Annotated in this window: 21 protein-coding genes and 1 tRNA gene; 9 read left to right on the top strand and 13 right to left on the bottom strand. The window is 43.1% G+C overall.

Translation table 11 applies throughout. From position 1 onward, the window contains the following. Positions 1-23: 23 nt before the first annotated feature. Positions 24-2,195: a methionine--tRNA ligase gene (gene metG / locus C7391_RS03950; RefSeq protein ID WP_133517258.1), complete on the bottom strand. Its 2,172-nt coding sequence runs from the start codon at positions 2,193-2,195 to the stop codon at positions 24-26. A gap of 260 nt (positions 2,196-2,455) precedes the next feature. Between metG and sppA the strand changes: the two genes are divergently transcribed. Both sppA and C7391_RS03940 read left to right on the top strand, forming a co-directional pair. Next, the gene (gene sppA, locus C7391_RS03945; protein ID WP_133517257.1) at positions 2,456-3,508 is read left to right on the top strand and encodes a signal peptide peptidase SppA; all 1,053 of its coding nucleotides are present in this window, start codon (positions 2,456-2,458) and stop codon (positions 3,506-3,508) included. 643 nt (positions 3,509-4,151) lie between these two features. Beyond that, entirely contained in the window at positions 4,152-5,519 is a 1,368-nt protein-coding gene (locus C7391_RS03940; protein ID WP_133517256.1) for a tRNA(Ile)(2)-agmatinylcytidine synthase, read from the top strand. Between the two features lie 156 nt (positions 5,520-5,675). On the opposite strand, the gene C7391_RS03935 is transcribed toward C7391_RS03940, so the two are convergent. The 5 genes from C7391_RS03935 to C7391_RS03915 all read right to left on the bottom strand — a co-directional run bounded on the left by C7391_RS03935 (position 5,676) and on the right by C7391_RS03915 (position 10,514). Continuing rightward, a complete protein-coding gene (locus C7391_RS03935; RefSeq protein WP_133517255.1) occupies positions 5,676-7,409 on the bottom strand; it encodes an ATP-dependent DNA ligase in 1,734 nt (577 codons plus the stop codon). A 9-nt stretch (positions 7,410-7,418) separates the two neighbouring features. Further along, a complete protein-coding gene (locus C7391_RS03930; protein WP_133517254.1) occupies positions 7,419-8,420 on the bottom strand; it encodes a homoserine dehydrogenase in 1,002 nt (333 codons plus the stop codon). A gap of 5 nt (positions 8,421-8,425) precedes the next feature. After that, positions 8,426-8,938, bottom strand: a complete 513-nt coding sequence (locus C7391_RS03925) for an amino acid-binding protein (RefSeq protein ID WP_133517253.1) — start codon at positions 8,936-8,938, stop codon at positions 8,426-8,428. 309 nt (positions 8,939-9,247) lie between these two features. Beyond that, entirely contained in the window at positions 9,248-9,952 is a 705-nt protein-coding gene (locus C7391_RS03920) for a CDGSH iron-sulfur domain-containing protein (protein ID WP_133517252.1), read from the bottom strand. Positions 9,953-10,160: 208 nt separating this feature from the next. Beyond that, positions 10,161-10,514, bottom strand: a complete 354-nt coding sequence (locus C7391_RS03915) for a desulfoferrodoxin family protein (RefSeq protein WP_133517251.1) — start codon at positions 10,512-10,514, stop codon at positions 10,161-10,163. Between the two features lie 685 nt (positions 10,515-11,199). On the opposite strand from C7391_RS03915, the gene C7391_RS03910 reads away from it, so the two are divergent. Together C7391_RS03910 and cydB are read left to right on the top strand one after the other, a co-directional pair. Next, positions 11,200-12,531, top strand: a complete 1,332-nt coding sequence (locus C7391_RS03910; RefSeq protein WP_223610985.1) for a cytochrome ubiquinol oxidase subunit I — start codon at positions 11,200-11,202, stop codon at positions 12,529-12,531. Then, positions 12,524-13,546, top strand: a complete 1,023-nt coding sequence (gene cydB, locus C7391_RS03905) for a cytochrome d ubiquinol oxidase subunit II (RefSeq protein ID WP_133517250.1) — start codon at positions 12,524-12,526, stop codon at positions 13,544-13,546. Before C7391_RS03910 ends, cydB begins: the two co-directional genes overlap by 8 nt. Positions 13,547-13,728: 182 nt before the next feature. Here the strand turns inward: cydB and C7391_RS03900 are convergent, their stop codons facing one another. Together C7391_RS03900 and C7391_RS03895 are read right to left on the bottom strand one after the other, a co-directional pair. Then, entirely contained in the window at positions 13,729-14,016 is a 288-nt protein-coding gene (locus C7391_RS03900; protein ID WP_166627398.1) for a putative quinol monooxygenase, read from the bottom strand. A gap of 144 nt (positions 14,017-14,160) precedes the next feature. After that, a complete protein-coding gene (locus tag C7391_RS03895; RefSeq protein WP_133517248.1) occupies positions 14,161-14,385 on the bottom strand; it encodes a hypothetical protein in 225 nt (74 codons plus the stop codon). Positions 14,386-14,568: 183 nt separating this feature from the next. On the opposite strand from C7391_RS03895, the gene C7391_RS08275 reads away from it, so the two are divergent. Beyond that, positions 14,569-14,761: transfer RNA gene (locus C7391_RS08275), tRNA-Trp, on the top strand. Positions 14,762-14,901: 140 nt separating this feature from the next. Here C7391_RS08275 and C7391_RS03890 read toward each other — a convergent pair. Next, positions 14,902-15,615, bottom strand: a complete 714-nt coding sequence (locus tag C7391_RS03890) for a slipin family protein (RefSeq protein WP_133517247.1) — start codon at positions 15,613-15,615, stop codon at positions 14,902-14,904. 130 nt (positions 15,616-15,745) lie between these two features. Here C7391_RS03890 and C7391_RS03885 point away from each other — a divergent pair, with 130 nt between their 5' ends. Next, positions 15,746-16,315 (top strand): GNAT family N-acetyltransferase, encoded by a 570-nt coding sequence (locus tag C7391_RS03885; RefSeq protein WP_133517246.1) that lies wholly within the window; start codon positions 15,746-15,748, stop codon positions 16,313-16,315. A gap of 40 nt (positions 16,316-16,355) precedes the next feature. On the opposite strand, the gene arsB is transcribed toward C7391_RS03885, so the two are convergent. The 3 genes from arsB to C7391_RS03870 form a co-directional block, all read right to left on the bottom strand. After that, positions 16,356-17,468 carry an ACR3 family arsenite efflux transporter gene (gene arsB, locus C7391_RS03880; RefSeq protein ID WP_279526726.1) on the bottom strand — a complete coding sequence of 371 codons (1,113 nt, stop codon included), beginning with the start codon at positions 17,466-17,468 and terminating at the stop codon, positions 16,356-16,358. Between the two features lie 58 nt (positions 17,469-17,526). After that, positions 17,527-17,835: an ArsR/SmtB family transcription factor gene (locus C7391_RS03875; protein ID WP_133517245.1), complete on the bottom strand. Its 309-nt coding sequence runs from the start codon at positions 17,833-17,835 to the stop codon at positions 17,527-17,529. A gap of 149 nt (positions 17,836-17,984) precedes the next feature. Further along, on the bottom strand, positions 17,985-18,965 hold the full coding sequence (locus C7391_RS03870; RefSeq protein WP_208107057.1) for a permease: 981 nt from the start codon (positions 18,963-18,965) through the stop codon (positions 17,985-17,987). Positions 18,966-19,189: 224 nt separating this feature from the next. Between C7391_RS03870 and C7391_RS03865 the strand changes: the two genes are divergently transcribed. Both C7391_RS03865 and C7391_RS03860 read left to right on the top strand, forming a co-directional pair. Next, entirely contained in the window at positions 19,190-19,963 is a 774-nt protein-coding gene (locus tag C7391_RS03865; RefSeq protein ID WP_166627397.1) for a class I SAM-dependent methyltransferase, read from the top strand. Between the two features lie 57 nt (positions 19,964-20,020). Continuing rightward, complete coding sequence (locus tag C7391_RS03860; protein ID WP_208107056.1) at positions 20,021-20,659, top strand: PH domain-containing protein; 639 nt, start codon at positions 20,021-20,023, stop codon at positions 20,657-20,659. A gap of 8 nt (positions 20,660-20,667) precedes the next feature. On the opposite strand, the gene C7391_RS03855 is transcribed toward C7391_RS03860, so the two are convergent. Then, positions 20,668-21,096 carry an N-acetyltransferase gene (locus tag C7391_RS03855; protein ID WP_133517242.1) on the bottom strand — a complete coding sequence of 143 codons (429 nt, stop codon included), beginning with the start codon at positions 21,094-21,096 and terminating at the stop codon, positions 20,668-20,670. A gap of 145 nt (positions 21,097-21,241) precedes the next feature. Here C7391_RS03855 and C7391_RS03850 point away from each other — a divergent pair, with 145 nt between their 5' ends. Next, positions 21,242-23,398: a DHH family phosphoesterase gene (locus C7391_RS03850; RefSeq protein WP_133517241.1), complete on the top strand. Its 2,157-nt coding sequence runs from the start codon at positions 21,242-21,244 to the stop codon at positions 23,396-23,398. Positions 23,399-23,522: the final 124 nt, after the last annotated feature.

Genomic DNA, 23,522 nt, shown 5'->3' with positions numbered 1-23,522 from the left:
GATTTCCCGTTTCGCTTTCATAATCAGCAAACGTCAGATCCGGGTTCCAAATCCTGGTCCGGCATCAAAAGAGAAACTTTGCCGTTGCCGTCATCGGCCGCTAAAATCATGCCCTGCGACTTCACGCCGCACAATTTTGCCGCTTTCAAATTGACAATCACACAAACAGTTTTGCCGACAAGCTCTTCTGTTGTGTAGTATGCGCGAATGCCTGAAACAATTTGGCGCGGTTCAGGCTCGCCGACATCGACCATGATTTTGTAAAGCTTTTCTGATTTCTCAATAATTTCAGCGGAAATGATTTTTCCGACTTTGATTTGTGTTTTGAAGAAATCATCAATCGTAATTTCAGGCAATAATTCCGGTTCATTTGCATTTTCAGCTTTGTTTTCTGCATCCATTTTTTCACCCGCGGCGCAAGCGCATTTCGGCGCGTTTTTGCCGCCTTTTTCTTTCTTTGCGTTTTCCACTAATTTTTCTTCATCCGGCACCAAACCGGCTTCCTTCATTGCCAAATGAACACGCTTCTTGGCGATTTCATCCATTTCCGCAATCTTGTCATCTTCTAATTTCGTAAACAAAATTTCAGGCTTACCAAGATCCGATCCCGGCACAAGCGGCACAAGTGCTTCGTCATAAAGAACATCCGCCACATTTCCGTCAAGACCGAGCTGAATCCACGCTTCCTGCATTTTGCCGGGCGTCACAGGTTCAAAAAGAACAGCCAACGCTTTCACAAGCTGAAGGCAATTGTACACCACTTCGCCGCATGCGTCCTTGTCGGTTTTAATAAGCGCCCACGGTTCATGTGACTGGAAATACGTGTTGGCATAAGACGCGAGTTCCATGACGGTGTCGGAATACTTTTTAAATTCATATTCTTCAAGTGCCTTGATTGCGCCAGCCGTTGTCTGCTTAATCTTTTCCAAAATTTCCGGGTCAACCGTTCCGTTCGGAATCGTGCCGAAGTTTTTGGACGCGAATAAAAGTGACCGGTAAAACAAGTTTCCGAGAACGGCTACGAGTTCAGAGTTAATTTTTTCCTGAAGCATGTCCCAACCGAAATTGAGTTCCTTGGTGTGGGACGTGTAGCCGGCTAAGTAAAAGCGGAGCAAATCCGGGTGGAATCCTTGGTCCAAATAATCCTCGCCGACCCAAACAACATAACCGCGGCTCTTTGAGAATTTCTTGTCTTCAATTTTAACCATTCCCGAAGCCACAACGTCTGTCGGGAGAGAATATCCGGCACCTTTCAACATTGCCGGCCAGAAAATACAGTGATGGTAGACAATGTCGCCGCCGATAAAGTGAACAATCTCAGAATCTTGTGTTGCTAACGTTCCGTCTGTGTTGGCTTTCCAGAATTTCTCCCAAGAGTCACCGGCGGATTTGGCCCACTCTTCGGTAAACGCAATGTAGCCGATGGGCGCATCCACCCAAACATAAACGACAAGACCGTCAACGCCCGGGAACTTAACGCCCCAATCCATATTTCGGGTAATGCACCAGTCTTCCAACCCTTGTGTCACCCATCCTTTAGCGTAGTTGACGGCGTTGTCCGTTCCTTTTAATGTTTCTAAATAATCTTTTAAAAACCCGTCAAACTCGGAAAGTTTGAAGAAATAATGTTCCTGGCTTCTGTATTCTGCGGGATTTTTGCAAACCGCGCATCTCGGGTCAATTAATTCGCCCGGGAAAAGCGGTTTCTTACAGCCTTGGTCACATTCGTCGCCGCGCGCGATTGCGCTGCAGTGCGGGCAGATGCCTTCCACATAACGGTCCGGCAGGAAACGGTCGCAGTGCGGGCAATAAGCAATATCAATATTTTTGGAATAAACATAACCGCCGTCAATGAGTTTTTGAACAATGTCGGTGGTTCTGACATGGTTTTCTTCGTCATCCGTTGTGCCGTACGCATCAAAACGAACCCCCATGCGCGTGAAAATGTCCGAAAAGTGTTTGTGATAAATCGTCACCAGTTCTTTTGGTGTGATGCCTTCTTTTTCTGCGTTGACGACAACCGGTGTTCCGTGCGTGTCGGAGCCGCAAATGAAGACAACTTCACGTCCCTGTTTTCTTTGGGAACGGACGTAAATGTCCGCCGGCACGTAAGTGCGCATGTGACCGAGATGTGCCATTCCGTTTGCGTACGGAAGCCCGCAAGTGACAATCATCGGTTTTGTGTCTTTGTTCATTTTGTGATTCCTCAAGTCTTGAGTTTTGATAAATTTGATAATTATTCGATTTTGATAAATATATTTGATAAATGATTGAAAATGAGATAAATATGATTTTGATTCATCTTCAATTTCGTTGAGAGGGTGTTATGAAGTCCTCCCGAATTTATAAAATTTTGTATACGTATTTGCTGAACAGAGAAATATTTAATTCAAAACAACCTTTTGGTTTTCATCGTTCTTAAATTGTTTTTGGTAATCATAGGAGGATTTTTAAATTGAATCAAAACACTCCCGCGGGTTCATCCCCCTCCGGTTCCAGTTATCGGCCGTATTACAGTTACGTGTCTGAAACAAAACCGGAAGAAAACATTGCTGATAAAGCACCTCCCGCATCTTCCGCACCGGTGTTGAGACCTGTATCGAGACCTGTGTCATCCGCACCGTCTGCGCCTGCCGCTCGTCCGGCTCCGCGGCCGTCTGCTCCGCCGACCCCGCCTCAGAAAAAATCCAATAAAGGATTATGGATCGTTGTCGGTCTTGTTCTCGTCCTTTTTGTTCTTGTTTCTGCGGTTTATATCGCAGCGGAAGGGGCATCCGGTGTCGGCTCGGGCAATAAAGTTGCTGTCATTCATATCAACGGATACATGTATACCGGCGATTACGCTTACGGTTCCGGAATTGCAGGCTCAGACGCCATTTGCGGTCATATCCGTTCCGCCGTTGATAACAACAGTGTCAAAGCGATTGTTTTAAGAATCGACAGTCCCGGCGGTACCGGTTCATGCTCCCAGGAAATTAACATGGAAATCCAGCGCGCGCGCGACAAAGGCATTCCGGTTGTCACTTCAATGGGCGATCAGGCGACCAGTGCCGCTTATTATGTGGCTTCCCAAACCGATTACATTTATGCAAGCCCCGGAACAACAACGGGCTCAATCGGTGTCATCGGCAGACACGCCGACAATTCTTCCATCTATGAAGAAAACGGTGTCAATATCACTGTTTTCAAAAGCGGTGAAATGAAAGACATGGGCTCGGATTACCGTAGTTTAACGGCTGAAGAAAAAGCATACTGGCAGCACATTATTGATGTCAGTTTCAATACTTTCGTCAACGATGTTGCAGAAGGTCGCGGAATGACGCGTGAAGAAGTCTTAAAACTTGCCGACGGCAGAGTTTATGTCGGCGAAGACGCTTTGAAATACGGTTTAATTGACGATTACGGCAATCTTTATGTCGCCGCCGACAAAGCAGCGGAACTGGCCGAAATCAACAGCTATTCCCTTTACTATCCGGACAATGTGACATTGTCTTCATTGTTGTTTTAATCTGAAACCGATTCGAATTGAAACATTTGTTTCAATTCTCTTCTTTTTGTTTTTCTTTTTTCTTTTCGGGTTTTTTCGTTTACTTTTTGTCTATGTTTATTTTTCACTTTCATTTTTTGTTTTTACAATTAGCCAAAACATCGTTTTTTCAAAAGAAAATGAAAACCGAACGCCGATTAAAACCCAAATTCAAAAACCGCTTTTTATTTTAGGATTTAAATGGGCGTTCGGGTTTATCGAAATATTATCAAATTCGATGTTTGTTTTTGTTTTAATTTGAAGAAAAGTTCAAATACGACCGCAATTGAAATTTCATGAGCGGAGCGAATGAAATTGAAAATTGCGGATTGCTCCCCTCCGTTAATGAAACCATTTTTAATGGCTGAACATCTCCAATTTACATCTTCTCTGCTTATGTTTTTATTGATCGCAGGAGAAGAATCTCCAACTCCTTCTTTCACTCGCTGACGCTCGTGAAACGCGTCGTTGGAGGCGGTTGCTTTGTTTTTTCATTTATTTTCCATCCCTTTCTGTCCTTCTTTTTCAATTCTTCCTTTTCAATCCTTCCTTTTCGGTCTTTCTTTTTTCAGTCTATTTTGCTCATAAGAATCTAAAAATAATTTGCCGTTCTTTTTGACATCTGATGCTGATTGGAATTGACGATACGGATTCAAATGAGGGTATGTGTACGACTTATTTGGCGGCGCTTTTGGCGGAGGAGCTGAAGGCTTTCGGGGTCGTCAACGGCTTTCCTTATCTTGTTCGCCTGAACCCGACAATTCCTTACAAAACACGCGGCAACGCGGCTCTCGGGATTCATTTTTCGATGTTTGATGAAAATCCGGAAACAAAAAGGGATTTGATTTCTTTTGTTACTGAAAAAATCAATGAATATTCTGATTTATCTTGTGAAAAAACAAATCCCGGCGCGGTTTTTATTTTTGACGGCGCGTGTGAATCGGAATCTTTGCGCCTGCTGCTTTACGACTTTTTCAAAAAGGCGGTCACCGATGTTATTGAAATTGAAGAAGCGGCCGCGATCTTAAATCAATTTGAATCCGAATTTCCGGATTCCGTTTTTCATTTTTCATTGAAAAACGGCCGCGGTTTGATTGGAGCGCTTGCCGTTTGCGGCGCAATGCTCAATCCCGGATGGGAATCCACTTACGAATATTTGGCTTACCGCCTGCCGAAAAATTGGGGCAGCAACGGCGGGCCTGAGCGTTTTGTTGATCCCGAAAGCCTGATTTCCGTCGATCAAAAAACAACGCCTGAAACATGGGATACGATTGATTACGATAAAAAGACAAAACCGTTTCCGGTTTGTGTCCCGGGCGGCAATGACCCTGTTTTATTCGGCATTCGAGGCAATTCCGCTAACGCGGTAAAAACGGCGGCTGAGTTTGTTGTTTCAGAAGAAGTTGAACGGTTTCAAATTTTTCAAACCAATCAGGGAACTGATGCTCATCTGATTTCAATCAATCCAACAAATCCAATTAATTCAATTAATTCAATTCATTCTGTTTCAGAAATGCAGCCGCTTCATTCCTATATTCTGGAAGGGACTGTTGATTCAAAAGCTGAAACAATTGAAGGCGGTCACGATATTTTTAAATTGAAAGATTCAAACGGTACGCTTTTAGAATGTGCCGCCTACGAGCCGACCGGAAATTTCCGTCATATTATTCGGGAACTGATTCCGGGTGACGAAATCCGTGTTTACGGCAGTTTCAAAAATGAAACGCTGAATCTTGAAAAAATTAAAATCCTGGAACTCGCCGATGATTTCAAACTTGATAATCCGATTTGTTTCAATTGCGGCAAGCGCATGGAATCGGCCGGAATCGGACAAGGATTCCGTTGCAAAAAATGTAAAACAAAAGCGGATTCCAAAATTGAAATTCATATCCCCCGAAAAATCCGTCCGAGATATTATGAAGTGCCGCCGTCGGCGAGACGGCATTTGTCAAAACCGTTGATTCGATATTCGAAAGAAGATTTAGAAAAATGAGATTTCGTTTTTATCAATTTCAATAATTTTATTACGCGGCAAGTTACAATACGTGTTTAAGATCATGCAGCGTCGCGCGCGCAAGGGGGGCATTTTTCTGCTGTGTGCATCTGCGCCTTCTTATCACACCCGTTCGCTTGCGCAAACGGACCGCGTTCATTCCTTCTGTCCTTGATACATCCGATCAATTTTTTCAATCGTATCGATTTCTTCAATTGTTTTATCATCGCGAACACGAACAAGTCTCGGGAAACGGAGTGCGTATCCTGCGGGATAATTCGGGCTTTTTTGGATTTCTTCAAAAGCGATTTCAAAAACAACTTCCGGTTTTATTTTCAGCGTCACGCCGTCTTCGGCTTCAATCAGGTCGGCGAACTGTTCCGTCAGAGTGTCCAAAAGCTCGTCGCTGAGGCCGGTTCCGACGCGTCCGATTTCCAAATACACATTTTTAATGTTGTCAAAGCAGGCTAAAACGTAGGATCCGATTTTGTTTTTGCGTTTCCCGGAACCCCATTCGCCGCCGATAACAACCAAATCGAGCGTGTCCATTACCGGTTTTTTCTTCAGCCAATTTTTGCCGCGCTTTCCCGGCGAATACGGCGAAGTCGGGTTTTTAATCATAATTCCTTCGTGGCCGGCGGCCAATGCCGCTTGATAAATGTCAGCCGCGACTTCGGGATCTTTTGTAATTTGTAATTCATCAACGCTGATGCCTTTTGCATCCGTTTTGACAATATCCGAGAGTCTTTGTCTTCGTTCCGTCAGCGGTTTTTCAATATAGCTGACACCGTCCGCATAAAGCAAATCAAATAAATTCACATGAATCGGGATGTCTCTTGACGTTGTTTCAACATCATATTTTCGTCTGAAACGGCGTAAAATGTCCTGGAACGGGCGCGGGTTTCCGTTCTCGTCAATCGCGACAGCTTCACCGTCCAAAACGGCATTTTCCGCAGTCACCGCGGAAGACACTGCTTTTACGACATCGGGGAGGGAATTTGTCACATTTTCCAATCGGCGCGTGAATAATTCGATTTCATCACCGTTTTTGTGAATTTGAAGACGCGCGCCGTCGAATTTCCATTCAACCGCCGCTTCATCCAATTCGGCAAAAGCCGCTTCAATGCTCGTTGTCACTTGCGCCAGCATCATTTTGACCGGACGGTTGACCTGAATATTCTGGTGAGACAACGCGTCAGCGCCGCCCCGCTTCGAGGCTGCGGCAACTTCGCCCAAATCATTGGTCACCATGAATGCGAATTCAACCTGATTCACGGGAACATCAAACGCTTTGGCGATGGAGTCTCTGACAATTCCTTCACCGATTCCGATACGCAACTCTTCAAGCGCGATTCTTGAAATATATTTGGCTTCAACAGGCGAAGACTCGGCAAACAGAAATTGAAGACTTTTTATTTTCTGAGATTGCGCGCCTTTGCCGGAAGCGTCGGCAATTTCTTTGAGGCGGTCATAAACTTCACGAATCGACAACCGTCCTTTCGTTCCGCAAGCACTGCCGTTTCCTTCTTCGTTCTCATCATCTTCCGCTACAAAAAAGCTTGAAAAAGTCGATTGGCTTTTTTTATCATCACAAAGTGCCCGATACGTTGTTTCGCCGACATCTCCCGTTTCGCGAAGAAGCGCTTTGATTTTATCAAGGGATATCCCGGCCGCCTTTGAAAGTGCCGAATAAAGAAGATTCGGGCCGAGCCCGAGCTTTTTGCCGGTCCAGGCGGGGAAAATTTCGCCCATAATCATATAACATGAAACCGCCAGCTCATCATCATCCACATTTTTTAAAAAATCGGCGAAAACATCCGTCATCTCCAATGAGCCCGGAATGCTTTCGACTTTAATGCAAATGTCGGTGAATTCTGAAAACTGCGTCATGTTATTCGCTCAGTCCTGTTTGTAAATGGAAATGATGTCACTCAATATCGCGCTGGCGGTTTCAATGGAACCCGCGCCTTTTCCCGTCACCGTAATTTCGCCGGCCAAATCTGTTTGAATTGACGCGACATTCAACGTGCCGCTGACAGAAAGCGGGTGTCCGATCGGAACAAGTCTCGGCGACACCGTTAAAGTGCCGTCTTTTCTGACCTCGCCGATGAGTTTAATCGTTTTGCCGTTCTTGGCGCTCATTTCAAGTGCTTCATATGTAATTTGAGTAATGCCGGTTCGGTCAACATCATTAATTGTCTTGTTCATCCCGAAAACCGCGTTTGCCAAAATCACAACTTTTCCGGCGGTATCGATTCCTTCAACATCGTATGTCGGATCGGTCTCGGCAATTCCCAAGTCGACCGCTTCGGTTAATATTTCAGAATATGTGGATTTTTCTTCCAGCATTCTTGTTAAAATGTAATTGCAGGTGCCGTTAAAAATGCCTTTGATACTGCTGATTTCGTTGCCTGCCATCACTTCTTTTGTCAAATTGATGATCGGCATCGCGCCGCCGACAGTTGCTTCGTAGCGGAAAGCGCATCCGTTCTTTTCAGCCGTTTCGTTCAATTCTTTAAACTTTAAAGTCAGCGGCCCTTTATTCGATGTCACGACACTTCTGCCGTTTTCAAAAGCCGCTTGCATATTCAAAAGACCTGCGCCGCCCGTAATGACATCTGTCGGGGAAACTTCAATCACCAAATCATGTTCCACCTGATTAACGACATCAATTCCCGTCATCGCTTTTTCGGCAATCGTTCCCTTTTCAGCCTTAACAGCCAAACATTTCTCCAAATCCAATCCGTTTTCATCAATCACAGCGCCTTTGGAATCCGTAATTGCAACGACTTTAATTTCAATGCCTTCCTTTTTCAAATCTTCTTTTTTCATTAAAAGAACGCGTGCAACGCCTTGACCGATCGATCCGAATCCGATAATTGATGCTTTTACTGTTTTCATTTTCATCACTCCAGTTCAATCGGCAGCACTAAAAGAAGGTCCTTTTCTTTCGTAATTTCCTTTAAAAGCGCAACCACTTTTTTCAGTTCATCTTTTCCGACAGCGTTAATTGTAATCGCGGCGGAAGTCGGTTCATCAATTTCCGGCATGGAGAGCGACATATCTGTCACTTCGGCAATACCTGTTTCATCAATTCGGCTGATTGTATCCCGAATATCCGTGTTTACGACATGTCCGATCATAATCACTGTAATCGTTTCTCTGTATTTTTCTTCGCCGATTCGAAGAACGCGAATGCCGGTTTTTTCCATGTCGTCTTTTATTTTAGCAATCACCGGGCTTTTGGCATCAAGCACAAGCTGGACTTGAACTTTGCCGCTGCCTGTTTTTGTTGCATTATTTGTCTTGTGGTAGTGGAAGACAGATATCAGGTTCGCTTTGTTGCGCGAAACAGGCTCAAGCGCCAGGATGAGCTGCCCGGGCTCATCTCTTAATTCAATGTCCATCGTAACTTTCATAAAAATTCCTCGAAAAGAATGACGCAATCAATCGAATACAGTCATCCATATACATTCATATTTACGGTAAATACGATTGTTATAATCCGCTCTTTATTTATTTTTGATGGTTTACGTTTTCAGTGAATATAACTCAAAAAGAAAGAAAAAGATGAATGAAAATAATTTTTAAAAAGAGAAATGAAAAATAAATTATAAAAAAGAGAATGAAAAAATGAAATAAATGAAAGAGAAAATGAAAACGAAAATGAAAGGGAAAACGAAAATGAAATGAAAAATATAAAAGAAAATAAAACGGTAAACCCGTTCTTATTTGTCAAGTCCGTACATGTTTTTGCTTCTTCTGTGTGACGTGTCGCAAAACGGCATATTTTTCGATTCCCCGCAGCGGCAAAGTGTCATGCGGTTCCTGATCTTATATTGCTTCCCGTCAGCGCCTTCGACCGGGATGCCGCCTTTCACCCAAAGCGGACCTTTGATTTGCAACGCTGTGTCCTGCACCAATCCGATTTCCTGATCCGATTTCGGTTCGTAAACATTTCCCTCTTTGTCAACAACTGTCAATCGGCCCGAGGCGCAATCACATGATTCTTCGATTGCCATCTGTTTCAAATAATCTCTGTCGGAATGAAGAACCGCATCCCAAATACGCGGGCCGCGGTCACAGAAACGCAACGAAGCGCATAAGCTTTCTTCATCAATCAAAGTCAGTTCGGGTCCTTCATAAATGCGCGTGTTTTTCTCATCGCTTTCATGCGTTGCGACTTCCGTGCCGTCAAATGTTTTTTTCATAAGTCCTGCCGGTTTTTCATGCGCGCCGTCGCAATACGGTTTATTGTCAGAACGCCCGCAACGGCAAAGATAATACGGTTCGGTTTGGTCCGGATATTTCTTCCCCGTTTTCCAGCTCATTGATGTTCCGTCATTATCAACAACAATAACGGACTGCACCAGCGGAATCTCAGGGCTGACCTCGTAAGGACCGTTTTTTATAATTTTTATTTTTTTTGTCATTTCGATAACTCCTTATCGGCACAGCGGTCAGCGCGGTGTCAATATATTAATTATCTTCTAATTATTATAAAAATTATATGTGGGCAAAAAAAGTGTAAGATGATTTTAAATCCGCAGATTTAAAATCGAAAAGTAAATTTAAGATTTATGTATTCATTTCCAAACACAGTGAATTAAAGGTCCAATGTGTTTTCCAAACACGGCGGAATCAGAGTTCCAAAGTATTCTTCCAGACACCGTGAAGATTACAGTATGAAACGGCGCCGAGTGCTTTGAATTGTTTTAAATCAAGTGTTTTGAAAGTTGCGACCGGTTCGGTAACTGTCGGCGCGAAATCAGCGCGGCCGATATAAACAACCTGATCGTTTTCTTTTTTGATGCCATAGAGTTCAATCCAAACGATGTGATGTTCAAGCGTGTTCGGATGCGGTGTTTCTTTTCCGACTGTCACAATAACGACATTGTCGTGGGTGCCGTTGTGACCGTTTCCGCGTTCAATTACCGGGACGTGTTTTTCTTTCCCTTCTGTTTCGGGAGCTTTAAATAAAGACGTAAAATCCATGTGTTTTTCCTCCGAGTCATCAATATGATGATTTCATATTTATTTAATACAGAGTTAAATATAAATTTAATCTTAAATTATTTGTTTAAAAAAGTTGAATTATTAAAAAAAGCATCCGGAATGCTTTGGATATTCACGGTTGGTTCGTTTTAGAATGAATTTTTGGGGTTGGGTTCTAATACTATTCGTTTTTTTAATATTCGTTTTTAAATGTGGAGATTATCCGTTTAATCGTTTTTTTCCGGACGCCGTTGAAATTCAGGACTGAATTTACAATAGATAATAGGAATAATTACTATTTAAAATTAATGTTTAATCCAATGATTTTAATTTTTTTAGAATTATTATTCTATTTTTTTTGATAATTTTATTAGATAATTTATTAATTTTTGACATTCACTTCTCAAAATTTTATCTTTTTTCAGTCTTCTCTTTTTTAATTTTATCAAAGGATTAGATATTTATATATCAATAATAATTACTATTAAGCAAGAATTTCTAATTTATGTGAAATTCTTAAGCTGGAATGATTTACGAAAGTCGAAAACAAATATAAATATGTATACTGCATAATATTAATTGATATATATTTTTTCAGAATATATATTTAATTCATACAATTTCGACTTCAGTAAATTGAAAATTGTTTGTATTGGCTGTTTATGATTGAAACAGGGTGACATTTATGATAGAAGATATCGTCTTATTAAGTCGGCTTCAATTCGCAATCACTGTCTTCTTCCACTTTATTTTCGTTCCGTTGACCATTGGTCTTGGCGCGATGGTTGCAGGCTTTGAAGTCAAATATTGGAAAACACAACAAGAAAAATGGAAAAAGTTGGCTCAATTTTGGGGCAACCTCTTCAAAATCAATTTCGCATTCGGTATCGTAACCGGCTTTGCCATGACGTTCCAGTTCGGAACAAATTGGGGCGCTTACGCCGAATTCATGGGTGACGTGTTCGCCTCTCCGCTCGCTCTTGAAGCGCTCATCGCTTTCTTCTTGGAAGCTACATTCTTTGGTATTTGGCTCTTTACCAGCCACAAAAAACCCGCTCTTAAAGCGGTTTCAATGATTCTGGTCTCTGTCGGTACCATGATTTCAGCCATTTGGATTATTACGGCAAACGCATTCATGCAAAACCCCGTCGGGTATGAAATGGCGGCAGACGGTTCCAAAATCCTTCTTTCCGATTTTGGCGCGGTTCTGACAAACCCGTATTTGTGGTACATGCTGATTCACACGCTCATCGCAGCTTACTTGCTGTCCGCCCTTTTCATGGTCGCAGTCAGCGGTTACTTCCTGCTCAAAAAATCAAACGTAGACATCTTCCGCTCATCTATGAAGCTCGGCGTTTACGTTTTGATTATTTCAGCAATCCTTTTGCCGTGTCTCGGAATGTTTTACGGCCACTATGTCGGCGAAGTCCAACCGGTCAAAGCCGCAGCAATGGAGTCTGTTTGGGAAAGCGGATCCGATAAGCCGATGTATCTGATTCAGATTCCGTCAAACTCCGGCAACATTGTTCAGGCAATCGGCATTCCGTATGTGGGCAGCTTCTTGTTAACGGGAGATCCGCACGGTGAGGTAACCGGACTTAATGACATTGCCGAAGAAGACCGGCCGCCGGTTGCAATTACATTCTTCAGTTTCAGAATCATGGTGATTTTGGGAATCATCTTCATATTGGAAGCTTTGGCCGGTCTTTATTTGATTCGCAAAGATCCGACATTGGAGTCTTCCAAGTCCAATAAATACATGAAACTCATGCTTTACAGCATTCCGCTTCCGTACCTTGCAATCGCATTCGGGTGGGCAGTCGCCGAAGTCGGCCGCCAGCCATGGATTGTGTACGGTCTTTACAGAACAGGAGAAGCGATTTCCGCTGTTCCGGCGGTTCAAATCATCTTCTCGATGGGACTCTTAGTACTCTTCTACCTGCTTTTGTTCTTCCTCTTCCTCTACTTGATGGTCAGAGCAATCAGAGCAGGACCGGAGGTGAAGGAACATGCTTGATTATGAACTTCTCATTAACATTTGGTTTGTTCTTTGGTGTGTTATTTGGGCAATCTATTTGGTCGCTGATTCATTCCCGCTCGGTGCAGGAATGCTGGCGGCCTTTTTGCCGAAAAACATGGCTCAAACGCTTCAAACAGCTAAATCCGTCGGCCCGTTCTGGGGCGGCAATCAGGTTTGGCTGATTTTGGCAGCCGGCGGCACGTTCGCGGCTTTCCCGCTCATCTTCTCTAAGATGTTCACATGGCTTTATATTCCGATGATGCTTTTGCTGGTCGCAATCATTTTGCGCGGCATCTGCATTGAGCTGATTTACCACGACGACAACGCAAAACTTCAGCAGGTGTTCCGCTACGGCTGGGCACTCGGCAGTTTGCTCATCACAGTCGTTTTGGGTGTCGCGTTCACCAACTTCTTCAGAGGAATGGTGATTAATGCGGGCTACGTCTACGAAGGCACACTTCTCGGACTCTTCGGCGTTCATGCTTTGCTCGGCGCGTTGCTGTTTGTTTTGTTCTTCTTGACCTCCGGAGCTTTCTGGGTCGCGCACAAAACAACTGGCGAGATTTCGGAAAGATGCAACGGCTTCGGCAAGAAAACATCAATCGGCGTTGCAGTGGTTGCTTTGATTTACATCATCGCGCTCTTCAACACAGACGGATTTGCCGCCAACTACAACGTGTATCCGATTCTTTACGCGGTTCCGTTGATTGCGGTTATCTTCGCTTTGACCTGTATCGCTTTGGCGGTTAAGAAATCCGATAAGCCGCTTTTTGCATTCGTTGCAAACCTCGGCACGATTTTCTTCGGCGCAGCAACGGGATGCGTGTCGCTTTACCCGTACATTTTAAAGTCGACAATTAATCCGGAATTCGGTGTCAGCATTTTCGCGGCGGCTTCAAGTGAATTGACGCTTACGCTGATGTTCTACGCGGCTTTGATTTTCGTGCCGATCGTGCTGATTTATCAGCTTTGGTCTTACACCCGATTCAAAGATAAAATCCAAGAAGCGTAATTTAAAATTAAAAAGATCAAAATTAATTAAAAAAAGGCGGAACCGGAGAAATCCGGCTCGCCTATTTTTTTTCGTTTTTTGCTACTAATAGTGTTTTCGATTTCAATTTTGTATTGGTGTTTCACAATACTGTTTTTTAAATATTCTTTATTTAGTGTTTTATTCTGCGCACTTCACTTTTGTTACTCTGCGACAGGATAAGTTTGAATGTCAAGCGGTGCTGCCATCAGCGGTCCCGCGTCTTCGCCGAATTTAATAAAATGCGGCTCTTTGGTGTGTTTGTCCAGCATTTCCGGACTTGTCCACTGTTCAATCATCATGAATGAGTTTTCTTCTTCAGCGCTTTTGTAAAGGCCGTAGCTGATACATCCTTCATCGTTTCTGCTCGCTTTTAAAAGCGGTTGAACTTTCTCAAGGAATTCCTTTTCCGTTCCGGGTTTGATTTTGATTACTGCATTGACAATAAGCATTGAGCTCACCATGTTTAATGTAAAATCAGGGTGTTTATAAATCTTGCCGTAATCTGTCATTTTTATAAATGATATTTTCTAAAATCAAAACAGCAATTCGTTTTCGAGTTAAATTAATAAAAAAGAATAAAAATTTATGAAGAATTATTCGTCATCTTCGTCTTCAAATTCCGCGTCAACCGCGTGCGCTTTGGATTGAACGCGTTCATTATGTTCTTGAGCGTATTGCTCTTGCGCTTCTTTAAGCGACATATATTCGTTTCTTCTTTTCATCAGTTTGTAAACGTTTCTGATGATCATGATCAGGAAAAGGGCGATCAAAAGGACTAAAATCCAGTCGATCCAAGTAAATGTTTCCCAGAATGCCATAATTTTTCCTCGTATTTTGAATTATTTTTTTCAAAACCACTCGATTTCACTTGTTATGACCGTTAAGGCTATATTTAATTATTCTGTTTATGGCAGTCGCAGATTCAAAACCTTTATTACTTTTGAATTTCCTATTATGTTTCCTGCTTGCTTTGGCGGCAGAATTTATGATAAAACAGTCGAGGGGCTGTGGCCTAACCTGGTAGGGCGATGGGCTCCAGCGGATATATGATGAGCAACGGGTCAACCGAGCAACTTCCGACGGGAAGATGCGATGAGGAACCGTTGGAGCGCTGAAGTGCGTTTGTAAGAGTGCCGTTTAAATCGGCAATTCGGAGAGACCCGTCGGTTGTGAGTTCAAATCTCACCGGCCCCACGTTTTATCATTATTTCTTTTATTTTTCGTTTTTAAAAAAGAAAGAGCGGATGCTCTATTCAATTATGTTTTATGAAATAATATGAAATTGATATGAAATGATTTTTCATCTCATATCTTTTATTTTATCGTCTGGCACGTTATCGGTTTTGTTTTCTTGCCGCTGTTGCGTTTGCCATTGCAATCATATCGCCGGTGTCGGTTGTGTTTGTAACGACAATCATATTTTTCTCACGCGCAATTTCAGAAAGTGTTTGCAGTTCTCTGAGGCGGATTGCAACCGGAATCTCATCATACAAAGCGGCAGCATCACGCATTTTTGTTGCCGATATATGTTCGCCTTCTGCTAAAATAATTCTGGAACGCTTCTCTCTTTCGGCTTCGGCTTGCTTGGCAATGGCACGCAGCATGGAATCGGGTAAGCTGACATCGCGAATGGTAACGGATGTAACGCGAATACCCCACGGGTCGGTGTCTCTGTCCAAAAGCCTTTGCAAATCCGTGTTGACTTTTTCGCGCTGTGTTAAAACTTCGTCCAATTCCATTTGACCCAAAACATCGCGTAAGGTCGTTTGAGCGAGCATGGCCGTTGCGTATTTGTAATCTTCAACTTCTGTAATTGCCATTTCAGGATCAATCACTTTGTAATAAACAATTGCGTCAACCGTAATCGTGACGTTATCCTTTGTAATAATATCCTGTTTCGGAACGTCAATCGTTACTGTTCTCATATCTATTTTTTCAGTTCTGTCTAAAAAAGGCGTCGTGAAAAAAAGTCCGGGTCCTTTGACTCCGTTTAATCTTCCCAATCTGAAGATGACGACGCGTTCATATTCTTTGACGATGTGAATCATTTTTTTACCTTTTTAAATTTTATTTATTGGCTTTATTTCCATTCCCATATTCATTAGACGATTTTTGTTTATCACCTTTGCCATTTTTCTAATTCTCAAATAATATATACCACGGAAACCTTTTCAACTTATGATTATCAGACAAGAAACCGAAACGGATTTCCCGCAAATCTATGATTTTGTCAAAACAGCTTTTCAAACCGCAAAAAGATCTGACGGTTCTGAACAAGATTTTATCAATAAATTAAGAAGCAGCGGCAATTATATTCCGGAATTGGCTCTTGTCATGATTGATGACACTGTTTATGAAAATGCAGGTGATGAAAATGCAGGCGATGAACCCGGCGATAAACTCATTGGCCACATCATGCTGACAAAATTCGGCATTCACGGCGTTGCTTCCATGCCGAAAAACACGTTTGAAATTCTTCTTCTCGCGCCGCTGGCCATTCATATTGATTACCGCAACAAAGGCATCGGTTCCGATTTGGTTCGGGACAGCTTAAAGCGCGCCAAAGCCGAAGGTTACGCCGCTGTCATTCTTGTCGGCGACCCGCAATATTATGAAAGATTCGGCTTTGTTTCCGCCGCCGAATTTAATATTAAAAATAAACAAAACATTCCCGACGAAAATGTTATGATTTTGGAATTGGTGCCGGGAATTTTAGACGGCATTGAGGGAACGGTTGATTTTGATTAAACCGTTTCATGAGTCCCATCATTGTTTTTTTCATTAATTTTTAGTTATTTTCATTAACTTTCTTATTTTTTTCTCCAAACCAATCCTTTGTCCGATTCGCGATTTTCACAAGCAGTAGCATGACCGGGACCTCCGTTAAAATGCCGACCGTCGTTGCCAGCGCAACAGGCGATGTTGTTCCAAACAACGCGATTGCGACAGCGATTGCCAATTCAAAGAAGTTGGACGCGCCAATCATCGCGGCCGGCGCGGCGATGTCATGGGGCAGTTTCAAAAGTTTTCCGCCGCCGTAAGAAACGGCAAAAATCAAAAATGTTTGAATCGTCAGCGGAATTGCAATTAATACAATATGCAGCGGATTTGCCAAAATCACTTCGCTCTGAAATGCGAAAATAATAACCAACGTCAAAAGAAGACCGACAATTGTGATGTGGTCAAACTTTTTCAAAAAGACATTTTGGAAATAATCCGATCCTTTCTTTTTAAGAACATACATTCTTGTTAAAATCCCCGCCGCCAACGGAATGACGACAAACAGAACAACCGATAAAATCAGCGTGTCCATCGGCACGAAAATATCGCTGATGCCGAGCAGAAATGCCACAATCGGCGCAAACGCAATCAAAATAATAATGTCGTTTGTCGCGACCTGAACAACCGTGTAAGCCGGATTTCCTTTCACCAAATGGCTCCAGACAAAAACCATTGCTGTACACGGTGCTGCGCCGAGCAGAACCGCGCCTGCCAAATAATCTTTTGCCAATTCCGGCGGAATGAGCGCTTTAAAGACAACATAAAAAAAGAAAGCGGCGATTGCAAACATTGTAAACGGCTTAATCAACCAATTCACGACCCATGTCAAAAACAATCCTTTCGGATTTTTGCCGACATTTTTGATGCTTTGAAAATCCACTTTCAGCATCATCGGATAAATCATAATCCAAATCAGAATCGCAATCGGAATGGAAACATTTGCAATCTCAAACCGATTGAGCGTATCGGGAATTGCCGGCAGAAATTTGCCGACAAGAATGCCGACAGCCATACACGCCAAAACCCAAACCGTCAAGTACTTTTCAAAAAAACCGATACCGGCTTTTTCTTTCTTTTCTTTTACACTATTTTCAATTCCCACATTGTTTTCAATTCCCACAGCACACACCTCTTAACAAACCAATTCGCCCTCTATTTATTTTATTTCAATATTTATGTCAGCAACAGCCGCATTTCTCTTCCTTTTCGGGAATTGAAACGGCGTCTGCCAAAAAAGCCGCCATTTCGGCGACTTTCTCATCGTTCAATGTATAACGCATCCAAGACCCGTCTTTTCTGGCAACCGCCAATCCGCAGTCCGTTAAAATTTTCATGTGATACGAAAGCGTCGGCTGCGTGATGTTGAATTCTTCCAGCAGATTGCAAGCGCAAAGTTCGGTTCCCGAAATCATTTTGATAATTCTCAAACGTGTTTCATCCGAGAGCGCCTTGAACAATAACGCGTATTCGGCGGTTGAATATGTCATTTTTATCTCCTTTTATTTTTGTTTTTATTTTTGTTTAATTTTTAATTTTTTCATTTTAATTTTTAATTTTTTAATTAATTGATAATTGTTCTATCCGTGTTTATCATTTTGTTATTTTTTTTAATATTCTGTTTTCAGATTTGTCTTTTTTAAAACACGAGTTGGAAGAAATAACCCGCAAAAACGGCCATCCCGAGAACAACCGTCAAAAACGCAATTATCATCGGTGTTTTAAACATTGATTTCAAAAGAATCACTTCTGTCAGACTGGCGCCGGCACCGCCGATAATTAATGCCATGACAGCCCCGAGACTCATTCCTTTTGAAACCAAAGCGGCGCTGAGCGGAATTAAAGTTTCAACACGCAGATACAACGGAATACCGATGACTGCCGCAATCGGAATGGCGAGCAGGTTATCGTCGCCGGCGTATTTCGCAATGAAATCTCCCGGCACAAAACCGTGAATAACGGAGCCGATCGCAACACCGAGCAATAAATACGGGAATAAATTCTTGAATTGTTTTGCCGCTCCTTTAAATGCCGTTTTGACATTCATCCAAAAAGTCGGTTTTTTATCAATCACAATCGGTTCGGGGGAGGGGCAACAGGTTTTTACCGTTGTCAAAGTAATCGGCTTTTTCCCGGCCGGCGAATCACAACATTTGACGGGGACGTCTTCATTTTCCGGAATGATATACTTTTCAAAACCGAATTTGCTTAAAATGAATCCGGAAACAATGGCAATAACGATGGCAATACAAACATAAGTGACTGTTACTCTCAAACCGAATGTCGCAATAAACAGGCCGACAACAACGGGATTCAAAAGAGGGGATGTGAATAAAAATGTAAGCGTCGGGCCGAATCCGGCTTTCGCTTTTATCAAACCGCGCAGCACCGGAATTGTGGAACAGCTGCAAAACGGTGTCAGCATTCCGAGAAGAACCGCGAAAATATATCCCGTTCCGTATTTTCCGCCCAAAACGGATTTAATTTTTGATTCGGGAACATATTGCTGAACCAAACCGACAAGTCCGCTGATCGCAAAAAATAATATCGATAATTCAAGTCCTAATGTGATAAACGATTTCAACGTTTCTTCAATCAGCGGCAGATATTGTTCTATCAAAATTTGTTTCTCCTTTCAAATCATATTGATATTTGTCTATGTGTTAATTTATTCAATTCTTTTTTGATATTTATACTTGTCTATATCGACAATTATCAATGTGAGTGCATTCCATTTCAAAGTTGTTACAAATCATCAAAAATGTATTAAACAACGAATGTCTTTTTGAAAATATGAACAACGCAAATCACGAATGGAATGAACATTTTTCCAAACAAAAGAAAATGACGAATTTTCAAACAGGCGCTCAACGTTTTTCCGTTCAAAAAAATACAGATCAGATGCTTCAAAATCTGCTTCAGGGAAATGTCGAGCGTGTCAAAGATCAGCTCAACTGCCTGCCGTTTCCGCCCGGCTCAACCGTTCTTGACATCGGTGCCGGACCCGGAACGCTTGCCGTGCCGCTGGCCGCTGCCGGCTGCAACGTGACTGTCGTTGAGCCTGCGCCGCCGATGCACGCGGCACTTGCGGAATACAAAAAAGTAAAAGGCGTTGACGCTGACATTTCAATCATTCCGAAAGTTTGGGAGGATGTTTCTCCCGATGAAATCGGTCAATTCGATTATGTTGTTTCTTCTTTTGCGATGTCCGTTCCCGATTTGAAAGACGCGCTTTTGAAAATGAATGATGTTGCCCGAAAAGAAGTTCATATTTTTTGGTTCCTGACAGATCCGCCGTGGGGCAGAATCAGTGAAGCGCTTTGGACAAAACTCCACGGCGAAGATTATTACGGTCGCCCGCTTGCCGATTTGGTTTGGAACGCTTTGTATCAGACCGGCATTTATGCGAGTTTGGAAGTGTTGCCGCTGAAAGATTCTCATTATTATGAATCATTTGAAGAAGCGCTTGATGAATATGTTGACAGATTGGCAGCAACAGAAGATTGGCAGATTCGATTGGTTGAAGATTATTTGAAAGAACAGATGACAGAAGTTTCAGGGAAAGGACTTGTTTTGCCCGAAGACGGATTGTACGCGCATATTTGGTGGAAAAAGTAAGATGAGGCTCATTAGAAATCTACTTATTATACCGACATCTATTGCTGGTTGATGAATATGATTCCTTTCAAAGAAGATTTTAAACCGTCGCCTCAATACAAACCGTATTTAGCGATTTACACAATTGCCGTTACAGCTGTGCTTTATGTTTTTACATTTGGCTGGCTTATTTTTCCAGCCGCGACAATTTTTACAAGTTACGTCACCACGAGCGTGGCAATAACTGTTTTTGTCATCATTTTGCTTCTTGTTGTCGCTTTCGTTCTCGTTTGGGTCCGGCTCTACTACAAATCCATTGTCTACCACTTAAATGACACTGAAATGACATGGAGGCGCGGCGTCTGGTTCAGAAAAACCGGCATCGTTCCGTACAACAGAATTACAAATGTTGATATTTCTCAAGGTCCGGTAATGAGAATTTTTAAGATTTCCAATCTTCAAATTCAAACCGCCGGAAATTCGGGCGGCAAAGCCGGTTCTGAAATTTCAATCATCGGAATGGAAGATGCAGAACCGCTGCGCGCTTTCATTATGGATTTTGTTCGCGGCGTGCCGCCGGTTACCGCTGTCACGGGCGGTGAAGATTCGACCGTTTCTTCCGCTTCACAAACGGTTTCCGCCTCTTCAAACGATATGTCAGCGCTGATTTCCGAAGTTAAAACAATTCGACAGCTTTTGGAAGAACAAAAGAAATAATGTTCTTCTCACTCTTTTTTCCAAACCATTCGATATTCAAGTTCGTTCGTTTCGTCATTAATTTTCTCGGAAATGATTTGAAATCCGTTTTTTAAGTAAAAGTGAACGGCACGGGAGTTTTTTGAATAAGCGTCCAGTTCCAAAAACGGATATCTTTTTTGACATTCTTCAATCAACTGACGCCCGATTCCATGTGATTGCCGTGTCGGCAGAACAAATAGGCCGGCGATGTATTTCTCATCCATAATACCGATAAAACCCTCAATTTTATTGTTATCGATATAAATGTAAATTTCAGCGGCGGGCAGCATTTCTTTGACCGATTTAAAATGCCGGTTCCAATATTCGGCCGGAATAAAATCCTGCCCGTGAATGTTAGATGTCAGCCAAATTTCGGCAATCTCGTTGATTTGGTCGGCGCGCGCTATTTCAATCATCAGAAATGTCAATCCTTTTCATCTATTTCATTTCTTCCTTTTGCTCTTCTTCATTTTTTCCTTTCCGTTTTCCTTTTTTTTGTTTCACATTCTTTTGCAATACTTTATATTCTAAAATCCGTTTTTTATCACCAAGTGAAAAATTATGAGTGAAAAATGTTCTAACTGTTACGGTCAGGGTTTCAATATTTTAGAAACCGGCCCGTGCCCGAAATGCAGCGGCGTTGTCGGCACGGGAAAGCCGAAATCCATTAATCTGATGGATCTTTCCGACAAAAATCTTGATTCTTTCGTGAGCGGTGTCTGTGACACTTGCGGCGGAACTGGCATTTACGAGAAAAAAGAAAAATGTGAAGAATGCCGCGGAAAAGGTGAAATTTACCACTGCACACGCTGCGGGAAACAAATTCCGTATCTCAATGACAACGGTGAAGAAATCTGCAACGCTTGTCTGTCGTCCGGTTGCGTTCACAAGCTTGACAACTCCTGCGACTACAATGATTTGGCAAGCGGCAAGCTTTACATCGGCTGCGTTGACGGCGTTGTTGAAAATCTCGGCGCTTTCGTCAAACTCAATGACGGCATCAAAGGGCTTCTCCATGAGAAAAACTTTGACAGTGCCTGCTCTTCTTTAACCAAAGGCGATGAAATTATTATTCAAATTAAAAACATCAACCGCTCCGGCCGCGATGTGAAATTGGATTTGGTTCCGAAAAGACCTGCCAAATATGAACTCGTCGAAGTCGAAAAAGAATTCCCGTTGACCTCTGTCGGTAACATGACGGCAAAAGACAACGGCAAAACCGTCAAATTCGCGGGCGAAGTTCTTCAAGTGAAACAAACCGGCGGCCCGACGATTTTTACGATTTCCGATGATACGGGATCTGTCCCGTGCGCCGGATTTTCAACAGCCGGTCAGCGTTCTTATCCGGATATTGATGCCGGAATGGCCGTTTCCGCTGTCGGCGAAGTCAATATTCGCGACGGTGCCATTCAAATTGAATTAATGAGTTTGAAACCGCTGCCGGCCGATGAAACAGCCGCTTTGATTCAAAAGATTGAAGCCGCAATCGACGAACGCGCCAAAGCGTCTGATATTCCGTTCCTTGTCGAAAGTGATGTTTTGGAAAAATTGAAACCGGCCATGCTTCAGGCCGCTAAAGAAATCCGAAAAGCAATTTTGCGCTCACGCCCGATTATTCTGCGCCATCACGCTGACGCTGACGGCATTACATCCGCGATTGCCATCGAGCGCGCCATTTTACCGCTTATCCGTGAAACCGGCGGTCCCGATGCCGAACACCGCGCTTATAGAAGATCGCCTTCAAAGGCGCCTTTTTACGAATTGATGGACGTCGTGAAAGACGTTTCCTATGCGGTCGAAGATGAAATCCGCTTCGGTCAGCCGATGCCGCTCATTGTGATGGTGGACAACGGATCAACCGACGAAGATGTTCCGGCATATAAACACACGCAGGTGTACGGTATGGATGTCGTTGTCATTGACCACCACCACCCACACGAATCGGCAGACGAATATTTGATTGCGCACGTCAATCCGTATCATGTCGGCGGCGATTTCGGTCTCACAGCCGGTATGCTGTGTACGGAAGTGGCGCGTATGATTCGCCCCGAAGTCAGCGATGAAATCGTTCACCTGGCAGCCGTTGCCGGTGTCGGCGACCGCTCGGAGTCACCCGAGTGCGCGCAGTACATCGAAATGGTTTCCGACAAATACACGCTTGAACATCTCAAAAAGATGGCATTGTCTTTAGATTATGAACAATATTGGCTCAAATTCGGAAGCGGTGTCGGAATTGTTGATGACATCTTAGACCTTCGCGACCACGACACGCATCTTCGCCTCATTGACATGCTCACCGACCAGGCAGCAGGCATGATTAAAGATCAGCTTGAAGTGTGTCTTCCGAATGTCAAAATGACGGAACTCAAAAGCGGCGCGATTCTCAATACAATTGACGTTGAAAAATTCGCTCACAAATTCACGTTCCCGCCGCCCGGAAAAACATCCGGCGAAATCCACGATATCATGTGCAATCAGAAATATCCCGACAAGCCGGTCATCACGCTCGGGCTCGGTCCCGATTTCGCGGTCATCAGATCGAAAAAAGTCTTAATGAACATTCCGCAAATCGTCCGAGAACTCCGCGAAGAACTCATCGGCAGCGGTGTGAACGGCGGCGGCCACTTGGTTGTCGGCAGCATTAAGTTTGTGGAAGGCGCGGCCGATGTCGTGATTCCGAGATTGATTGAAAAATTAGCGGAAGCGGATGTTGAATAATCCCGCTTCTTTTCATTTTCTCTTTTCTTTTTTGTAAAAACGCGGTTGCTTTCTTTATTTCTTATTTTAAAACGCAATACCTTTTTCGTTTAATTTATTGAAAAGCGGAGCAGTTCGCGCGCGG

Source organism: Methanimicrococcus blatticola (assembly GCF_004363215.1).
GTDB lineage: Archaea > Halobacteriota > Methanosarcinia > Methanosarcinales > Methanosarcinaceae > Methanimicrococcus > Methanimicrococcus blatticola.
This window is presented reverse-complemented; position numbering and strand designations above follow the sequence as displayed.